The sequence below is a fragment of the Parasphingorhabdus sp. genome (genome assembly GCF_059726685.1).
Genome location: NZ_AP041068.1, coordinates 1 through 17,112, shown reverse-complemented (window position 1 = coordinate 17,112; position 17,112 = coordinate 1). Strand labels below are relative to the sequence as shown.

At 53.8% G+C, this 17,112-nt stretch carries 20 protein-coding genes and 1 tRNA gene; 7 read left to right on the top strand and 14 right to left on the bottom strand.

Annotated elements, in window-relative coordinates:
- The first annotated feature begins 114 nt into the window (after positions 1 to 114).
- A complete protein-coding gene (locus tag AC6I9Z_RS00105; RefSeq protein ID WP_461458142.1) occupies positions 115 to 804 on the top strand; it encodes an SDR family NAD(P)-dependent oxidoreductase in 690 nt (229 codons plus the stop codon).
- Positions 805 to 1,016: 212 nt separating this feature from the next.
- Positions 1,017 to 1,442 carry a hypothetical protein gene (locus AC6I9Z_RS00100; protein ID WP_461458144.1) on the top strand — a complete coding sequence of 142 codons (426 nt, stop codon included), beginning with the start codon at positions 1,017 to 1,019 and terminating at the stop codon, positions 1,440 to 1,442.
- A 455-nt stretch (positions 1,443 to 1,897) separates the two neighbouring features.
- Here the strand turns inward: AC6I9Z_RS00100 and AC6I9Z_RS00095 are convergent.
- The 5 genes from AC6I9Z_RS00095 to dapB all read right to left on the bottom strand — a co-directional run bounded on the left by AC6I9Z_RS00095 (position 1,898) and on the right by dapB (position 5,184).
- Positions 1,898 to 1,974 (bottom strand) — tRNA-Arg (locus AC6I9Z_RS00095).
- An 80-nt stretch (positions 1,975 to 2,054) separates the two neighbouring features.
- A complete protein-coding gene (locus AC6I9Z_RS00090) occupies positions 2,055 to 2,471 on the bottom strand; it encodes a hypothetical protein (RefSeq protein ID WP_461458146.1) in 417 nt (138 codons plus the stop codon).
- A gap of 109 nt (positions 2,472 to 2,580) precedes the next feature.
- Positions 2,581 to 3,219: an endonuclease III gene (gene nth / locus AC6I9Z_RS00085; protein WP_109354132.1), complete on the bottom strand. Its 639-nt coding sequence runs from the start codon at positions 3,217 to 3,219 to the stop codon at positions 2,581 to 2,583.
- Positions 3,216 to 4,412, bottom strand: a complete 1,197-nt coding sequence (locus AC6I9Z_RS00080) for a M48 family metallopeptidase (protein WP_461458149.1) — start codon at positions 4,410 to 4,412, stop codon at positions 3,216 to 3,218. The genes nth and AC6I9Z_RS00080 overlap by 4 nt, the downstream gene beginning before the upstream one ends.
- A gap of 37 nt (positions 4,413 to 4,449) precedes the next feature.
- Positions 4,450 to 5,184, bottom strand: coding sequence for a 4-hydroxy-tetrahydrodipicolinate reductase (dapB, locus tag AC6I9Z_RS00075; RefSeq protein ID WP_461458151.1), 735 nt, complete (start codon positions 5,182 to 5,184; stop codon positions 4,450 to 4,452).
- Positions 5,185 to 5,236: 52 nt separating this feature from the next.
- Between dapB and AC6I9Z_RS00070 the strand changes: the two genes are divergently transcribed.
- Both AC6I9Z_RS00070 and AC6I9Z_RS00065 read left to right on the top strand, forming a co-directional pair.
- The gene (locus AC6I9Z_RS00070; protein WP_461458153.1) at positions 5,237 to 5,941 is read left to right on the top strand and encodes an NAD-dependent deacylase; all 705 of its coding nucleotides are present in this window, start codon (positions 5,237 to 5,239) and stop codon (positions 5,939 to 5,941) included.
- 14 nt (positions 5,942 to 5,955) lie between these two features.
- The gene (locus AC6I9Z_RS00065) at positions 5,956 to 6,294 is read left to right on the top strand and encodes a GFA family protein (RefSeq protein WP_461458155.1); all 339 of its coding nucleotides are present in this window, start codon (positions 5,956 to 5,958) and stop codon (positions 6,292 to 6,294) included.
- On the opposite strand, the gene AC6I9Z_RS00060 is transcribed toward AC6I9Z_RS00065, so the two are convergent.
- From AC6I9Z_RS00060 to AC6I9Z_RS00030, 7 genes are all read right to left on the bottom strand, one after another.
- Positions 6,291 to 6,701 (bottom strand): MAPEG family protein, encoded by a 411-nt coding sequence (locus tag AC6I9Z_RS00060; protein WP_109354126.1) that lies wholly within the window; start codon positions 6,699 to 6,701, stop codon positions 6,291 to 6,293. The genes AC6I9Z_RS00065 and AC6I9Z_RS00060 overlap by 4 nt on opposite strands.
- Before the next feature lie 67 nt (positions 6,702 to 6,768).
- Complete coding sequence (locus AC6I9Z_RS00055; RefSeq protein ID WP_461458157.1) at positions 6,769 to 7,551, bottom strand: HesA/MoeB/ThiF family protein; 783 nt, start codon at positions 7,549 to 7,551, stop codon at positions 6,769 to 6,771.
- Positions 7,548 to 7,952: a hypothetical protein gene (locus AC6I9Z_RS00050; protein WP_461458159.1), complete on the bottom strand. Its 405-nt coding sequence runs from the start codon at positions 7,950 to 7,952 to the stop codon at positions 7,548 to 7,550. The genes AC6I9Z_RS00055 and AC6I9Z_RS00050 overlap by 4 nt, the downstream gene beginning before the upstream one ends.
- Positions 7,953 to 7,987: 35 nt before the next feature.
- Positions 7,988 to 8,434 (bottom strand): dUTP diphosphatase, encoded by a 447-nt coding sequence (gene dut, locus AC6I9Z_RS00045; protein WP_461458161.1) that lies wholly within the window; start codon positions 8,432 to 8,434, stop codon positions 7,988 to 7,990.
- Between the two features lie 7 nt (positions 8,435 to 8,441).
- Positions 8,442 to 9,713, bottom strand: coding sequence for a bifunctional phosphopantothenoylcysteine decarboxylase/phosphopantothenate synthase (locus AC6I9Z_RS00040; protein ID WP_461458163.1), 1,272 nt, complete (start codon positions 9,711 to 9,713; stop codon positions 8,442 to 8,444).
- Complete coding sequence (ubiB, locus tag AC6I9Z_RS00035; RefSeq protein ID WP_461458165.1) at positions 9,710 to 11,275, bottom strand: 2-polyprenylphenol 6-hydroxylase; 1,566 nt, start codon at positions 11,273 to 11,275, stop codon at positions 9,710 to 9,712. Before ubiB ends, AC6I9Z_RS00040 begins: the two co-directional genes overlap by 4 nt.
- 13 nt (positions 11,276 to 11,288) lie before the next feature.
- Entirely contained in the window at positions 11,289 to 12,026 is a 738-nt protein-coding gene (locus AC6I9Z_RS00030) for a class I SAM-dependent methyltransferase (protein ID WP_461458167.1), read from the bottom strand.
- 146 nt (positions 12,027 to 12,172) lie between these two features.
- Between AC6I9Z_RS00030 and mutM the strand changes: the two genes are divergently transcribed.
- Positions 12,173 to 12,985, top strand: a complete 813-nt coding sequence (gene mutM / locus AC6I9Z_RS00025; protein ID WP_461458169.1) for a bifunctional DNA-formamidopyrimidine glycosylase/DNA-(apurinic or apyrimidinic site) lyase — start codon at positions 12,173 to 12,175, stop codon at positions 12,983 to 12,985.
- Between the two features lie 127 nt (positions 12,986 to 13,112).
- Positions 13,113 to 13,376 carry a 30S ribosomal protein S20 gene (gene rpsT, locus AC6I9Z_RS00020; protein WP_108811207.1) on the top strand — a complete coding sequence of 88 codons (264 nt, stop codon included), beginning with the start codon at positions 13,113 to 13,115 and terminating at the stop codon, positions 13,374 to 13,376.
- Positions 13,377 to 13,455: 79 nt separating this feature from the next.
- On the opposite strand, the gene AC6I9Z_RS00015 is transcribed toward rpsT, so the two are convergent.
- Positions 13,456 to 14,472 carry a hypothetical protein gene (locus tag AC6I9Z_RS00015; protein ID WP_461458171.1) on the bottom strand — a complete coding sequence of 339 codons (1,017 nt, stop codon included), beginning with the start codon at positions 14,470 to 14,472 and terminating at the stop codon, positions 13,456 to 13,458.
- A gap of 413 nt (positions 14,473 to 14,885) precedes the next feature.
- Here AC6I9Z_RS00015 and AC6I9Z_RS00010 point away from each other — a divergent pair, with 413 nt between their 5' ends.
- Positions 14,886 to 15,569 carry a DUF4136 domain-containing protein gene (locus AC6I9Z_RS00010; RefSeq protein WP_461458173.1) on the top strand — a complete coding sequence of 228 codons (684 nt, stop codon included), beginning with the start codon at positions 14,886 to 14,888 and terminating at the stop codon, positions 15,567 to 15,569.
- Between the two features lie 51 nt (positions 15,570 to 15,620).
- On the opposite strand, the gene dnaA is transcribed toward AC6I9Z_RS00010, so the two are convergent.
- On the bottom strand, positions 15,621 to 17,012 hold the full coding sequence (gene dnaA, locus AC6I9Z_RS00005) for a chromosomal replication initiator protein DnaA (RefSeq protein WP_461458175.1): 1,392 nt from the start codon (positions 17,010 to 17,012) through the stop codon (positions 15,621 to 15,623).
- Positions 17,013 to 17,112 lie beyond the last annotated feature (100 nt).

The following is a 17,112-nucleotide window of genomic DNA, read 5'->3' as shown; positions in this document are numbered from 1 at the left end:
CTTCGCGACCGACTGGCTTCTTCTTCGAGAAGGTGAATTGTCGCATGAAAATATTCGTCACACTGACCAACCACAACAATATTCCAACCATCAGCAAGAAGGCAGATCCAACCAATGCGTCAAGCAACTCTTATTATCGGGGCGGGGTCCGGACTTAGCGCTGCACTTGCAAGGCGATTTTCCCGAAGTGGCAACAAGGTCGTTCTCGCTGCCCGGGACACTACGGACCTGAGTAATCTGGCCGAAGAGATCGACGCTTTGACCATCAGGTGCGATGCAACCAAGCAACAAGACGTCGCCAACTTGTTTGAACAGATCGATAAAGCGGACCTTTCACTCTCGGAAATGATCTACAATGCCGGCGCGTATATCAGCGGGCCCGTGACAGAGCTCGACCCGGAGGAAATTCAGCAATCAGTTGATGTGAATGCAATTGGTGCTTTCCTTGCAGCCAGACAAAGTGCCCGCCGGATGCAAAAAACTGGAGCCGGAACTATGCTGTTCACCGGGGCCTCGGCAGCTATCAAGGGTTATGCAAATTCTTCTGCTTTTGCCATGGGGAAGTTTGCGCTGCGGGGTCTGTGCCAGAGCCTCGCACGCGAGCTTGCGCCACAGAATATCCATGTCGTGCATTTTGTCATCGACGGGCTGATACACCAACCAGATCGCGGCGAACCCTATGATGATTCGATAATCTGCCTTGATCCTCACGCCATTGCAGAATCTTATTTTCAGATCGCCGCGCAGGATCGAAGCGCCTGGACCTGGGAGATCGAGTTGCGTCCATGGCTAGAAAATTTCTAGCTTGCAGGCAGCAATCCGGACAAGCTGGATTGCACTTGTCCCATCGATTGAACTCGGCTCGCGGCTCTATGTGACCACGAATAATATGACAATTATATCGACAGTTGTTCACCCCGATTTGAGGTTTTTCCAAGCCGCTAACCGCCGATCTAAACGGAGCAAAATTGTTCGTGAAATTGAGTTTATCTGGAAATTAAATGGGAAAAGAAATCATGATCAAACAGTCTTTTTTGGCATCAACACTAGTGATGCTGGCTTTGACGCAATCACAAGCTGCTGCAACGGAAGTTAAGGACGAAGGTCAGCTTCAAACCGCTTGGCATCTGGTATATTCGCAAGACAGGGACGGCAATGCGACTGGCGGAACCAAAGAAAAACTGCTCACGGCAATCCGCTCAGGAAAATCTGTCCGTGTCCATTGGGCGGGCGGCAGGGTTGAACATTTTGTCGATGCCACTTTTCTGACGATTTTTGGCGGCGAGGTATTTGCGCAGATTCCGATCATCCGGGGGCAAAGGCCATCCAAAAGAGGCGAGCCGGCTTCCATAAAGTTGGCAGATGATGGCCAAGAATGGACCAGCATTGTTTCTACCAACGGTCAATTCCCATATCGAATAAAGTGGTTCGTTAGCAACTGAGGATTGACTTGATTTAGCTGAAAACGGTTAGAGTAGGTTTTTCATTTCGCTACTATAAACGGCGATGGTGAGTAGTTTGATCGACATGTTGGAAAGAGACAAAGTTTGATCAGATTGCCGATTCATTCAAAACCATGATCGCTCGAATGGAATAAAACAGATCCAGCGTCCGCTTTCGGGATAAAGCAGAATCCAAAAGAACGTCCGAAACTGGGGCGCAAATTTGCCCTTAACCTGTGAACCCAATTCAATTGTGAAGTCGATTCATCCAGAGGCCATGCCCGTCATGCTCTAGCCGGAAGATTCTGGTGCATGGTTTGTCTGGCGACGATGCGGTTCGATTCCAAGAGCCGTTTCCAAGTCACTTAATGTCTATCGTTGTTTGATACGTCCTACCCAGGTCCTGCCCAGACGCAATACGAGGTATTGGCAAGTCCGTTAAGTCATTGAAAAACTGGCGCACCCGAGAGGATTCGAACCTCTGACCTCTGCCTTCGGAGGGCAGCGCTCTATCCAGCTGAGCTACGGGTGCCGGGTATCAGATACCGACAGAGCGCTTAGCAGCGGGCAGGCCGCTTTGCCAATCACTAATTTTGCAGAAACAACGCTATTTCAGCTTTCGTTCTTTTCCGCCTTTTCGCGCTTGGTTTTGGTGATTTCCTGAAATTTCCCCAAACCACAGGCACCGCGGGTCTCTATCCGTCCGGCGGTGCTGTCCAGCACGCGGATGATATCGACGTTGCACAGCCGGTTGGTGGACGTGCGATAGGAAAAGGCCTCCTCAAAACGCAGTCCGCTGCATTTGTTCGGTAGATTATTGCGATAAATATCACCATTGCGCATTTTGAAATCGATCGTCCGGTCATCAATTACATCGGTGGAGCGGATCTGAGATCGGGTGATGCAGGTTTTGGGTTCGCCGACTTTCTCAATGATATATTTATCGTCTTTCGACCGCTTCTCACCTGCATAAGCGGCTCCAGCGACGGTTAGGGCGGCACCGATCAGGGCCGGAACTAATAGTTTCATTAGATTTCTCCTAATATTCAAAATTGACCCATCTCGAAAAAAATACGCCTCTCAGGATTTCTGAAAGCTGAACGGTGATCTGCGCTATTGGCGGGTCAGGACGTTTCGATCAGGGAGCGGGCGTTTTCTTTTTGAAGCGGCACAGGTCGATAACCGGACAGCGCCAGCATTCTGGTTTGCGCGCCTTGCAGATATAGCGGCCGTGCAGGATCAGCCAATGATGGGCATGGACGCGGAATGGACTCGGGGTTTGCTTTTCAAGCTTTTTCTCGACGGCCAATACGGTTTTGCCCGGCGCCAGTCCGGTGCGATTGCCGACCCGGAAAATATGAGTATCGACAGCAAACGTCTCGGCACCAAAGGCGCAGTTCATGACGACATTGGCGGTCTTGCGCCCCACGCCGGGCAACTTGGTCAACTCATCACGATCCGCTGGTACCTCTCCGCCATAGTCGGCGATCAGCAACTCAGACAGCGCGATGACGTTTTTCGCTTTGGTATTATAAAGCCCGATCGTCTTGATATGCTCTTTCAGGCCGTCCAGACCGAGATCGACCATTTGCCCTGGCGTCTTGACCTGTTCAAACAATAGCCGCGTCGCCTTGTTCACGCCAATATCGGTTGATTGCGCCGACAGGGCCACCGCGACCACCAGTTGATAGACGTTACCGTAGTTCAGCTCTGTCTCCGGCGACGGGTTATCCGCCGCCAGCCGTGAGTAAAATTCAAAAATATCGTCTTTCTTCATGGTGCGCTTTGCGTTTCCGCCGCTGATTTAGTGGGGGCCATGTTCGCCGCTTTCCATTCCATCGCGTTAAGCACGCGTTTCTCGACCGATGGATGGGTGTAGAAGATCATTTCCTGCACCGGATGCGGTCGGGCATAGCGATATTCAGCAGTTTTCAAGAGCGCGCTGGCCAGTGCGTCGGGAAGCTCGGCATGTTCCAGCGAATAGGCGTCCGCCTCGCGTTCACCGATGCGGGTAAGCGCATTGGTGATCGGCTGGGTCAGCAGAGAAAAGAGCGAAACAATGAAAATCAAAACGGGTAAGCCGCGCGGGTCGCCAATTTCCGCATCGCTGCCGAACAGCCTTGCGAAGCGCAGATAAAGCCGGTCGGCGAGGAAGAAGAGCGCGATGGCGAGTAGTGGAAAGATGATGACATAGCGCCAGATATGGCCGAGCACATAATGGCCGATTTCATGACCGGTCACGGCTTTCACTTCGTCCAAGGATGCCGAGGTCAAGGCTACGTCAGAAATGGCAATGCGCGCCGCGCCACCGATGCCGGCGACATTGGCGGTGAAATTTTCAGACTGACGGGAACCATCATAAACAAAAATGCGATCCTCCGAAATGCCAGCCTCTTCCGCCATGGCTACCAGCGCGGTTTTCACTTCGCCATCGGGTAGTGGTTTATATTCGTTGAACAAAGGCTCTATCAGGACCGGTCCCAGTAGCAGCAAGGCGAGTATGGTTGCTGCCGCCAGGCCGCCGGACCAGACCCACCAGCGCCGACCGGTCTTGCCGATCAGGGCATAGATACCAAGGAAGAACAGGCCGCCAAAAATAGCGGACATGATGAGCGAGATACCACCCTGCATAAGAAAATCGCCAAGTGGCTGGCTCGACAGATCGTAGGCATGTTGCCGGAAATGATCGGTATAAAGCGTCCAGGGTAGCGTTAATATTGTCGAGATCAGGAAAAAGACGGCGCAGATGATCCAGGTACGGACAACAAAGCCGCGCGCCGATAACTTACCAGCCAGCCGGTCGAGCAGGCCGGAACGGACGATGATCCAGGTGACCAGCGCGGAAACCAGCAGGCCCCAAAGCAGCAACCAGTGATTGCCGATGGTATAGTCGGCGGCCTTGGCCAGCGCGTCTGCGCCGAGGCCATCAATATAGGTGCGGGTTGCCGCCTCCGGATTAAATGCTGTCATTATGTCTCCCTCCCGATATTCAATGCTGCCAACTCCGTCAGTCGAGACCGAGCATATCGGTCATGTCATAGCGGCCTGGTTGCTGCTGCGTCAGCCATAGCGCCGCCTTTACCGCGCCGCGTGCGAAGATCATCCGGTTTTCGGCGCGATGGCCCAGTTCGATGCGTTCTTCATCGGTTGCCAAAATCACCTGATGGTCGCCGGCGACCGATCCACCGCGCAGCGATGCAAAACCGATAGCCCCTTTGGCCCGGGCGCCGGTCTGCCCGTCCCGCCCGCGCTCGCTATGATCGTTCAGATCAATCCCGCGCCCCTTGGCAGCTGCTTCACCGAGCAGGATCGCGGTGCCGGATGGCGCATCGACTTTATGCCGGTGATGCATTTCAACAATTTCAATGTCCCAGTCATCGCCCAGGCGTGCCGCAGCCTCTTTCACCAGGGCCGCCAGCATATTGACGCCCAGTGAGGTATTACCGGTCTGCAGCACGGGAACAGTCTTCGCAGCTGCATCAATCGACAGGTGGTGCGCGGGTTCAAGACCGGTGGTACCAACCAGCATGGGTTTGCCGACCGCTGCGCACAGGTCAAGACGATTGCTCAGGCCATCGGGCACCGAGAAATCGACCAGCACATCGCTCTGCGCAAGCAGTGCGGCAAAATCGTCATCCTGATCTACGCCGCCGGCGTGACTAAGCTCTTCCTGCTCGCCAATGGCATTCACAAGGGCATGGCCCATCCGGCCCTGACTGCCGATAATCCCGATTGATGTCATAACTTCCCACCCTAGGCTTGCATTATTTTGCAGAAGCTGCTGGCATAGCGTTATGCGCGAAATAAACAATATTGTCATTCTGACCGGGGCAGGGATTAGCGCCGAAAGCGGCGTCGCAACCTTTCGCGGACCCGATGGCCTTTGGGAAGGACACCGGGTCGAAGATGTCGCAACGCCGGAGGCGTTTCAGCGGGATCCAGCGCTGGTCCAGAAATTTTACGACGAGCGGCGCAGTAAATTGCAGACCGTGCATCCCAATGCCGCCCATAAGGCGCTGGCCAAGCTGGATGCAAACTGGGGCGGTGACCTTTTGGTGGTGACACAAAATGTCGATGATCTACATGACCGGGCCGGGTCGCAGAGGCTGGTTCATATGCATGGCGAGCTTTTGAGCGGACTATGTCTGGCTTGCGGGGAGCGTTCTGCCGTGACCGAAAGTCTGTCGAGCGGTCCTGCTTGCCCCAATTGTGGCCAGATCGCTCTCAGGCCCGATATCGTCTGGTTTGGCGAAATGCCTTATCAGATGGAGCGGATTGAACTGGCTCTGGCACAATGCGACCTGTTTGTTTCCATCGGAACCTCCGGAGCCGTTTATCCGGCGGCGGGATTTGTACGATCGGCGGCTCATTATGGTGCGCAGACGCTGGAAATGAATCTGGATCCGTCCGATGGCAGCCTCTACTTTGATGAAAGCCGTATGGGCAAGGCTGGGGAACTGGTACCCACATGGGTTGAGGATGTGTTGAACGATGGATGAAATAAGGGGTTGAAATGAAAGGCCAGTGTCATTGCGGCGCGGTGCAGATCACGGTCCCGTCACCGCCAAAAGAGACCATCCAGTGCAATTGTTCGCTGTGCCGGAAAAGCGGCTGGCGGGGTGGTTTCTGGAATCCAGAAGTGGTGACCATTGATGCACAGCCAGAGATTTTAAATAGCTATGTGCAAGGGGACAAGATGATCACGCTTTGGAACTGCAAGCGTTGCGGTACACACACCCATTGGACGCCGCGCACGGCGCCGCCTGACCGGATGGCAGTGAATATGCGCATATTCGAGCCGACCGACTGGCAGCACCTGCCAGTCCGCGAAGTGGATGGGGCGAGCTTTTAGTTCAGCAGATTGACCGTCACGAAAAGATAGATCACCCAAAGCGCCATTGCGAGAATGGACAGTGTCGAGCCCATAACACCAAGCTGGCGAAACCGAACGGTTTTGTCCGCGAAATGTTGATACATGCCATAGATGTGGATCACACGCGCAATCAGAAAAAGTGCAGCCAGTCCGGTAAGGGTCCAATGATGGGCATTGGTCATTTCGAGCAAAGCCAGCAACAATATCGCGATGGGTGCATTCTCCATCAAATTGGAATGACAGCCGCGGACCATGTCCATTTTCGGGTCGCTGCCTGCGCCAAATCCGGTTTCGGTACGCAGTCTCTGACCGATAACCCTGAACATCAGATATATCATCAGCAAAGCGCAAATGGCGGCGGTTAAGGCAGTTACTGGTAATGTCATGATTTTCTCCCCTGTTACCCGCAATCATTGCGCAATATCGGAAGAAAGGCAATTGGTTGCCCAGTTGCTAGCTCTCGGGCGTCGTTCCGCAGCTTTTACATTCCGGATCCTTGGGCAGATTGATGCTGCGCATCGAAGGCTTAAGTCCGTCAAACAATTGCAGCTTGCCAGCCGGGTCATCGCCAAAGCCGGTAACCACCCGTATTGCTTCCATGGCGGCAAAGCTGCCCATCAGGCCTACCATCGCCCCCAATACGCCAACTTCCGAACAATTGTCGCAATCATCCGGGTCTAGCGCATCGCCGACGAAGCATCGGTAACAGGGCTTGTCTGCTTCCCATCCGCGAAAAACGCCAAGCTGCCCCTGAAACTGCCCGATCGCGGCTGATACCAGCGGGACCTGATGGGCGATGGAATAGTCCGACACCAAAAGCCGCGTCTGATAATTGTCGGATCCGTCCAATATGGCATCAAACTGGCCAAAAAATGCTGCAGCATCATCGGAAAAATGCTGCGCGGTAAGTCGTTGATTAACTGTGTTTATTAATACTTCCGGATTTATCCGTTGCGCGGCACTTTCGGCAACATCGACCTTCGGCAATCCAATGTCCTCTGACGAAAACAAAACCTGCCGCTGAAGGTTGGACAAGGACACCACATCATCATCAACGATCGTCAACGCGCCGACGCCTGCAGCCGCGAGATACTGTATCGCAGGGCAGCCAATACCACCTGCGCCGACGATTAATATGTGCGCGTCCAGTATCTTCTTCTGACCAACACCACCGACGTCCCGCAAGACGATATGGCGCGCATATCGGTCAAGCTGCTCGTCTGTTAGACCGCTCATTCAGGCCAGCGAAAATGCATCGCCGTTTTATACCAGGTAGTTTCGCCACTCGTCGAGATTGGTCCTGCCTTCTTTCCATATTTGGAAAGATGATTAACCATGTACACTTCCAATTCCCGGCATCCGCTTTCGACGGGCACAATTTTGACGAGTTCGCCATTGGGTGCGACCAATATCGCCGCCTCTATTCGAGCATATACCCATTGCTCTGCTGTTGGTAACTTGCATTTGGCTTTTTTGGCAGCCCGTTCAGCCGCCATTTCATGGCGCTGTGCATAATAAATTGGTTTTCTGAATTGTGCCGTTTCCAGTACAGAATAATCCTCTGGCATGGCAGCAATAGTATCAGCATTCTGTGCCGTGGTACTGGCGAGAGCCATGGCAAGAAGAAGGTCAATCATCGGTTATTCCTTTCCAAAAGCGTTTCAACACAAATTCATACACCGGTAGAACCAAAACCGCCAGAACCCCGTGCAGTTTCATCCAGATTATCGACTTCTATCAGGTTCCCGCGTTGTACAGGCGCTACGACGATCTGCGCGATCCGGTCGCCTCGTTCGATGACAAAATCTTCTTCGCCCAGATTGGCCAAGATTACCTTGATTTCTCCGCGATAGTCGCTGTCGATCGTTCCCGGCGTATTGAGGACTGATATTCCCTTTTTCAATGCCAGCCCCGAGCGGGGACGCACCTGCACTTCATAACCTGTCGGTATGGCAAAAGCGAATCCTGTGCCGACCAGTCCGCGTTTTCCTGGTGCGATAGTGGTTGCTTCGGCTGCACGCACATCCATGCCAGCAGAGCCGCTGGTTTCATAACCGGGTAAAGGCAGATCGCCCGCCCCATCCAATCGTTTCACGGCTATCTCGATCGGTTCAAACATTCGTACCTCAAATTTCTTCAATGATCTTGTTCACCAGCCGTCGGGCGACTTCTGGCTTGGGAAGGCGTTCCCAGATTTCGGTGCCATTTTCGGTGACAATATGAACGCTGTTTTCTGCGCCGCCCATAACGTCGCCGGATACATCATTGGCGACGATCCAGTCGCAGCCTTTTTTGGTGAGCTTCGCACGCGCATGCTCTTCGATTTTCTCGGTTTCGGCAGCAAAACCTATCAGCAAACCAGGACGCTTGTCATGCTGTGCCAGGCCCGCCAATATATCCGGGTTCTCAACCAGTGCGAGCGGTGCTGGGTCATCGCCCTTTTGCTTCTTGATTTTCTGATCCGCGCGCGCATCTGACCGCCAGTCGGCGACAGCGGCTACCATAATCGCAACATCGGAGGGCAAAGCATCATGCACGGCGGCTTCCATTTCCAACGCAGTTTCCACATCGACCCGCATTACGCCCGCAGGGGTTGGCAGGTGGACCGGACCCGCCACCAATGTCACCTGCGCGCCGGCTGCGGCTGCGGCTGCGGCAATGGCAAAACCCTGACGACCGGATGACCTGTTGGCAATATAGCGCACCGGATCAATAGGTTCACGTGTCGGGCCTGCGGTTACAAGCACATGTTTGCCGTGGAGCGGTCGATGCTGATCAGGCGCAAAAGCAGGCTGTCCTTCCAGCGGATTGCGACCAAGTTCATTCTCACCGATGAGGGCAGATGGGTTATCATCACCGCCAAGATTTCGTTTGATTTCTTCCATCACGGCTGGCGGTTCGGGCAATCGGCCCGGACCGAATTCACCGCAAGCCATATCGCCTTCATCCGGTGGCATCACAATAATGCCGTCGGCGCGGAGTTGTTCAATGTTGCGCTGGGTCGCCGGATGGTCCCACATGCGTACGTTCATTGCCGGTACGGCCAGCACCTGCGTATCGGTTGCCAGCAATAAAGTTGTCGCCAGGTCATCCGCAACGCCGCCTGCCATCTTTGCCATCAGATTGGCGGTCGCCGGACAGACTACGACCAAATCGGCTTCGCGGGACAATTGGATGTGACCCATCTCCGTCTCGTCCTTCAACGACCAAAGCGTTGTGTGCACTTCATTTTCGGAAAGTGCAGCCAAGGTCATCGGCGTAACAAATTGCGCGCCCGACTCGGTCAGAACACAACGCACGGTCATACCCGCCTTACGGATCAGCCGGATCAACTCGCTGGCCTTATAGGCGGCGATGCCGCCGCCTATGATCAGCAGGATATGTTTGGGTTTTGTCATAGCCAGCTTTGTCCCCACATCCACAGCGCGCCTGCACCCGCTGATGCGGCGATAACAGCGGTCAAGGCATAACGCCAAAATCCGCCGCCACTGCCTGGCTTGCGGCGCTCCCAGAACAATTCCACTTCCGCCACGGGCGGTGGAGGCGGGGCGCCGCCTTGGCGGGGCAGTTGTTGATCCAGTCGCCGGACAATGTCGGGTAGCATCATCAGCGTATCCACGTCCGAATTAATCCGGTCGGCAATCGCGGCCTCTGGCCCCAGTTCACCGCGGATCCAGTTTTTCACATAAGGTCCACTGGCATCCCACATATTGATCCCGGGATTAAGGTCGGTCGCTATGCCTTCGACCATAACCATGGTTTTCTGAAGTAAGAGGAGGTGCGGCTGCGTCTCCATGTCGAAATCGCGGGTGATTGCGAACAGGCCGTCGAGCATGTCGCCGACAGAAAGCTCACTCACCGGTTTGCCGCGCATCGGTTCGCCCACAGCGCGAAGCGCGGTGGCAAAATCCTCCATATTGTGATGATCGGGCACATATTGTGCTTCAAAATGGATTTCGGCCACACGCTTATAATTACCTGTGGTCAATCCATACAAAATCTCTGCCAGCCAGAAGCGTGCTTTGCGATTGATGCGGCCCATGATGCCGAAATCGATGGCTACAATAGTACCATCGGCTTTCACGAACAAATTTCCCTGATGCATATCAGCGTGGAAATAACCGGCCTCAATCGCCTGTTTCAGGAAGGTGTGGACCAGCCGGTTGGCTAAATCGTTCAAATCATGACCGGCGGCGATCAGATCGTCACGCCGAGAGATCTTGATGCCATCGACCCAATCGAGCGTCAGAACCCGGCCCGACGTCCGGTCCCAGTCAATGGCCGGTATTTCAAACTGTTCGACATTGGCCATATGCTCATCAAGCTCTGATGCCGATGCGGCTTCGCGGCGGAGATCCAGCTCGCGCATTGTCCAGCGCCGGAAATTGGCGATGACCAGCTGTGGACGCAGCCGTTTTGCTTCTCCGCCCATTGCTTCAAGATGAGCCGCCGCCCATTCATAGGTTTCAATATCGGCGGTGAATTTCTTTATAATGCCGGGTCGCAGCACCTTAACCGCAACTTCTTTGCCTTCGATCGTGGTCGCGCGATGGACCTGTGCGATAGAGGCTGCGCCCACCGGCTCGGGATCAATATCACCGTAGAGCGCGTTGATCGGCTTGCCGAGGCTCGCTTCAATTTCATCCTTGATCTTGTCAAAAGCAACGGGCGGCAGATTATCCTGCAACTGTAACAGGTCCCGGGCCGCTTCTTCGCCGATAATATCCGGCCGTGTTGCCAATGTCTGGCCAAGCTTGATCGCTGCAGGACCAATGGCCTGCAAAGCAGCGGAATAATTTGGTGTCTTGGGCTGGATTGTGCCCAAGCGCGCGAAACGGCACAGGCGCCGGACCTGCGGCGGTGTTGCTTTGTGCTTCTCAATGTCGCGCAGCGCGCCATGTTTGGCGAGGGTACGACCCCATTTGAGCAGCCGAAAGATATGGGTGCGGGATGATGTCATGTCAGATGGGTGCTCAGACTTTCCAGCCGCTGTGGATGGCAACCAGGCCGCCCATCATCGGCTCCACCTTGGTCTGGGCGAAACCGGCATCTTTGATCATGCCGCGAAATTTCTCCATCGGCGGGAACCGGTCGATGGACTCGGCAAGATAGCGATAGCTGTCTTCATCATTTGCCACGGCCTTGCCGATTTTGGGCAGGACACGATGCGAGTAAAAATCATAAACCTTGTCAAATCCGGGCCACAGCGTCTTGGAAAATTCCATGCAATAGAAACGCCCGCCAAAACGCAAGACGCGGTGCGCTTCAGCCAGAGCCTTTTCGATATGGGTCACATTACGGATACCGAAGACAATCGTGTAAGCGTCAAAATGAGCATCGGGAAAATTGAGCTCCTCGGCATTCTGTTCGCTCCAGACCAGGCGGCCTTCGCCCTTTTTGATCGCGCGGTCGAGCCCTTCTGACAGCATATCGGGGTTGATATCAGCCACCGTGATGTTAGCGCCGCTATCGACCATACGAAAGGCGATATCGCCGGTACCTCCGGCCATATCCAGTATCTCTTCGCCTTCACGCGGCTTTACGCGGCGAACAAAGCGATCCTTCCACAATCGATGTGTGCCAGCACTCATGGCATCGTTCATCACATCATATTTGCTGGCAACATTGGAGAAGACTTGACCGACACGGCCCACCTTTTCGTCTTCATCCACCTCTTCATAGCCGAAGGAGACTGTCTTGGTTTCGATCATATACTGGTTGCTCGTATCTTTGGAATCAGTCCCCGGAATCTGTCCGGGCGCTATTTTCAATGACAAGCATTAGACGACGCTTGGCAGCACTGCAATCACCCTGTAGCTGCTGAACAGAGCGATATTGCGATATTTTGAGAGTCATGATGCCAGAATTACCAGAAGTTGAGACAACCGTCGCCGGTTTGCGGCCGGTATTGGAAGGCAAAAGGCTTACTCTGGTCGAGCCACGCCGGGCTGATTTGCGCCGTCCCATCCCGACCGATCTGCGCCAGCGGATGACGGGAGCCAGAGTGACGCAACTTGCGCGCCGCGCCAAATATGGTTTGATTGAGACGGATCGCGGGGACGTGATGATCTTTCATCTGGGCATGTCGGGGCGGTGGCGGATTGATCCGGCGGAGCTGGAAAAGCACGATCATCTGGTGTTGGAAACCGAAGAGGACCGGCGGCTGGTGCTCAATGATCCACGCCGCTTTGGCTCGCTGGATCTGATTCGGTTGGAGGATATGGGCCAATATGGACCGTTTGCGGCGATGGGACCGGAACCTTTGGGGGATGATTTTACCGGCGCCTATCTCAAAGGGGTCACCAGGGACCGCAAAGCACCAATCAAACAACTATTGCTCGATCAACGCAATGTTGCCGGACTGGGCAATATTTATGTGTGCGAGGCGCTGCATATGGCAGGGATTTTGCCAAGCCGGATGGGGGGCGGAATCTCGAAGCTCCGCTATGACAAGCTGGTCGTGGCGATCAAACAGGTGTTGGCATCGGCCATTGCCGCTGGCGGATCGTCGTTGCGAGATTTCGTCCAACCGGACGGGGAACTGGGTTATTTTGCCAAGGAATGGCTTGTATATGGCCGTGAAGGAGAGGATTGCGCGTGCGGTGGTTCTGTCTTGCGTAAGGTCGACAGTGGTCGATCCACCTTTTACTGTCGAAAATGCCAGAGCTGAAGGGCTGTTGCGGCTGTTTGACTAAGCTATTGACGGGAATCATCTAGGAAGCTAATGACCGCCGACTTGAGCCGAGGTTGCGTATGTAATCGGCGGCTACCCAGCATTTCAGTTTTGAGGAAATTTCATGGCTAATACGCCGCAAGCAAAGAAACGTATCCGTCGCAACGAGCGCCGCACGGTCATTAACAAGAACCGCGTGAGCCAGATTCGTACGAAGATCAAATCCGTTGAAGCTGCCCTGGAAGCAGGCGATAAAGCCGCCGCGACCACCGCACTTGCCGCAGTTCAGCCGGAATTGGCGCGTGGCGTAGCACGCGGTGTGTTTCACAAGAATACGGCATCTCGGAAATTCAGCCGCCTGACAAAACGGGTCGCTGCGTTGGGATAAGCGGTCTCGGCCAAGGCCGGACAGATTTTCGAAAAAAGAATCACCCGCCTGATTTCCGGCGGGTTTTCTTTTGCCTGAATCAGATCAGCATCAATCCGCTGCGCCGAATCATCGCGAAAAACCCGACCATCCCGGCCGTTGCTTCATCGCTAAGCTCAATAAATATCCGCCGGCCATCTTGTTCGTCGGCCTTGCGCAGGAAAATCTCTTCTTCGGTCATTGTCTTAATCCAGCGCAGGGCGGTTGTTGGCGGCACGCTTGCGGCAATACACAGGCTGGAAACCGCAACCTTGGTGCCTTCCAACCGCGCTGCCATCAGGTCCAGCAACATATCCCAGGCTGGATCGGCAAACAGTTCTGCATCAAAATATTGATCCCTAAGCCGTCTCGCTTTGATCAGGCCGCGTACTTCATCCGCTGATATTGGCCGAGAAAGGCTAACAGCCTGATTATCGGTTTCCCCGCCAGCCTCTGAAGTTGGCGGGGTTGATGGTCGCATCGGTTTGAAACTGACCGGAGGATCGGCCAGCTTTGTATCGTCATCCCGCTCGTGAAAAGGGTTGCCGATTAGATCCCTGTCACTGCCCGATTGATCCGGCCCGGATAATTTGACCAGCGCCCTGGCAATACGCTCTACGTCAGCTGAAATTTTCTTGAGATCCGCCAGATCTATTTCGTCCCGGTCGGCAAAAAGACTGCTGATCGATCGTTTGGTTCTGTGTTCAAGGGAGACAAATAGCTCTGCCACGCTGTCGCTTAACAGGTGTTCCACATGGGGATATTCGACCGCAGCCAAGGTCGAGTCTAGCAAGTCCAGATCTGTGCGAATCAGCATCGGCAGACTTGATGCCTCACAGAAGCGTTCAACCCTCCCTAGGGCTTCGGCCTGTGCTTCACTCCATTCGGTAATCTGAATAACAATGGCAGCCACATTAAGTCGCTCGGCAAATTCTTCATCCGGAGCGTCTATCGGTAGCGGCGCACACCGCCCGCCAAGCAATTCTATGGCATGGGTGTAAAGGGCCTGTAGCTGCGCATCGTCAGAAACCAATAATATCTGCCCGCCCCAAATATCATCATCTGTCGTTTGACCCATGTCGCTATAATACTCTTCTGAACAACCCTGCGAAATCTTATCGCCCGCTCCACCTAACATTATGGTGGCTTGTCTCCAAATAATATCGGTCGATTCGTATCTTGGTGTAAAACGACATGCTGCTCTGGCCTTTGCTATGTCTCATCCCGGTTAGACCAACCTTTGCCCTGGATCACGCGGAACATATATCGATGACGATCTCAGTGATTTTGTTTGTGCATCAAGTGGCTATTATTAAACATGAATATCGGAGAATTTGGCGAATTTTTGGCATGTCGCGGGCAGAAAAGCCGGCTCCTGGAGGGAATAAACTGTCGATGAACGGTACTATTTTATCGTTCAATGGTGGTTCAGCATGCTAAAGTTACTACATTACGAGGATGGCGGGTTAGTTGTAAGTTGAAGGAATGATCATGACAGCGTCCAAATTCAAAAGTCCGAAGGGCTTGAAGTTGAAAATTTTCATGCCGCTCGCGTTTCTGGCACTCGGTGCCTGTGCTTCTCCCTTTCGGGCCGACGTGCAGAGATTCGCAGCCCTGCCGCCGGCGCAGGGGCAAAGTTTTGCGGTGGTTGCTTCTGATCCAGAACTTGCCGGCGGACTGGAGTTTGCCCAATATGCAACGCTTGTCGAGCAGCGCATGGCAGACCTTGGTTACCAATTGACCGATGATCCCGCGCAGGCGCAGTTGATTGTCAGCATGGACTATGATGTCGACAAAGGCCGTGAAAAGGTTGTTGGCGATTATGATCCATTCTTTGCGACCAGCTTTTATGGGCGCCGCGGTTTTTACGGCCATCGCGGTTTCTATGGTCGTCATCGCTATCGTTATGGCTTCCATGACCCGTTCCTGTTCGGCGGCTACGGGTTTTCGGGTTATGGCGGGGTTCGCAGTTTTACTGTTTACACCACAGAACTGGATATGAAGATCGACCGGACAGCCGATGGAGAGCGCCTGTTTGAAGGCAAGGCAGAGGCAATGTCGCGGTCAAAGAACCTGACTTATCTGGTACCTAATCTGGTCGAAGCGATGTTCACTGACTTTCCAGGCAATAGCGGGGAACGTGTTCGCATCTCGGTAGCGCCGGAAAAGAACTAACCGACTTTTCAGCTTCCACTCTTTGAATGAACAGGATGTTTCTGTGTTCTGTCAGCTTTCGAGCTGACGGAGCAACATCCTTACATCATTGTCCATCTCGGTATCCTCACCGCGCAATTGTTCGACCAGCTTCACTGCATGGATAACCGTGCTGTGATCGCGTCCACCGAATTTTCGGCCAATTTCGGGATAGCTTCGCGGGGTCATTACCTTGGCGAGATACATGGCCACCTGACGAGGGCGGGCAACCGCACGAGCACGGCGCTTGGATGACATCTCGTTGCGGTCAAGGCGATAATATTCGCATACTGTGCGCTGGATTTCGTCAATCGTAATCCGGCGGCGACAAGCGCTCAATATATCCGACAACTGTTCCTCAGCCAATTCCTTGGTGATAGGTCTGCCGGTCAGTTGAGCGTAAGCGAGCAGTTTGTTGAGGCCTCCTTCCAGCTCCCGCAGGTTGCGACTTATCGTGCGTGCGAGAAATTCTATGACATCCTCGGACACTTCCTGATGCGGCAAGCTGGCAAGACGATGCTGCAAAATGTCGCGGCGCAACTCGAGACCGGCCGATTGTATATCAGCGACCAGCCCCATGGACAGGCGTGACAATAGCCGTTGGTCTACCCCGTCCAATGCCTGTGGCGGACGATCTGCAGCGACAACCACCCGCTTGCCCCGGCTGATCAGGGAATCGACAGTATGAAGAAACTCTTCCTGTGTAGAAATCTTACCGACGATGAACTGGATATCATCAATCATCAAAAGATCTGCTTCTCGCAGCGCGGCTTTGAATTCCATGGCCTCATTTCGCCGCATGGCTGACACAAATTCTACCATGAAACGCTCGGCAGACATGTAGATGACCCGTGCGCTCGGAAATTCGGTCCGGTAAGCATGGCCAATCGCATGCATCAAATGGGTTTTTCCCTGACCGGTAGAAGACTGCAGATATAATGGGCTGAATAGTGGTTTTTCGGGAGACGCCATGCGCTGTGATGCATTGAGCGCCAGAACATTGCTATGTCCTGCGATAAACTCATCAAAGGTCATCCGGGGATCAAGATCGAGCTGGAATTTTCCGGATGAAGTCTGGGCAATTGCTTCATTGGCAACGGCTTTGTCTTTTTTGACCTTTGCGATACGCGCGGTACCGGCCTTGGCCGAAAAATTAATGTTCTTTACCTCGGTAGAATGAGCCTTCCAAGCCAATGCCAATCGCTCTGCGTAGCGTTCGCGTACCCAATTGGCCGCAAATTCGGAAGGCAGGACCAGCTGCAATTCACCGCTGTCCGAATCGAATCGAGCAAGTTTAATTGGCTTTATCCACTGACCAAAAATTTGTGCACCCAGATCACGGCGCAGGCCGGAACATATTGTCTGCCATGTATCAGTCAGCTGAGATGCAACATCATCCTGACTTTGTGAATCTTGAATACGCACTTTCGCTGTTGTCGCCTTTGTGGCTGGATTGGTGCCCGCTTTTCCTGATCTTTGTACCACTAACATCCCCCGATTTATCTCTACCCGCGTCATCGCGGGG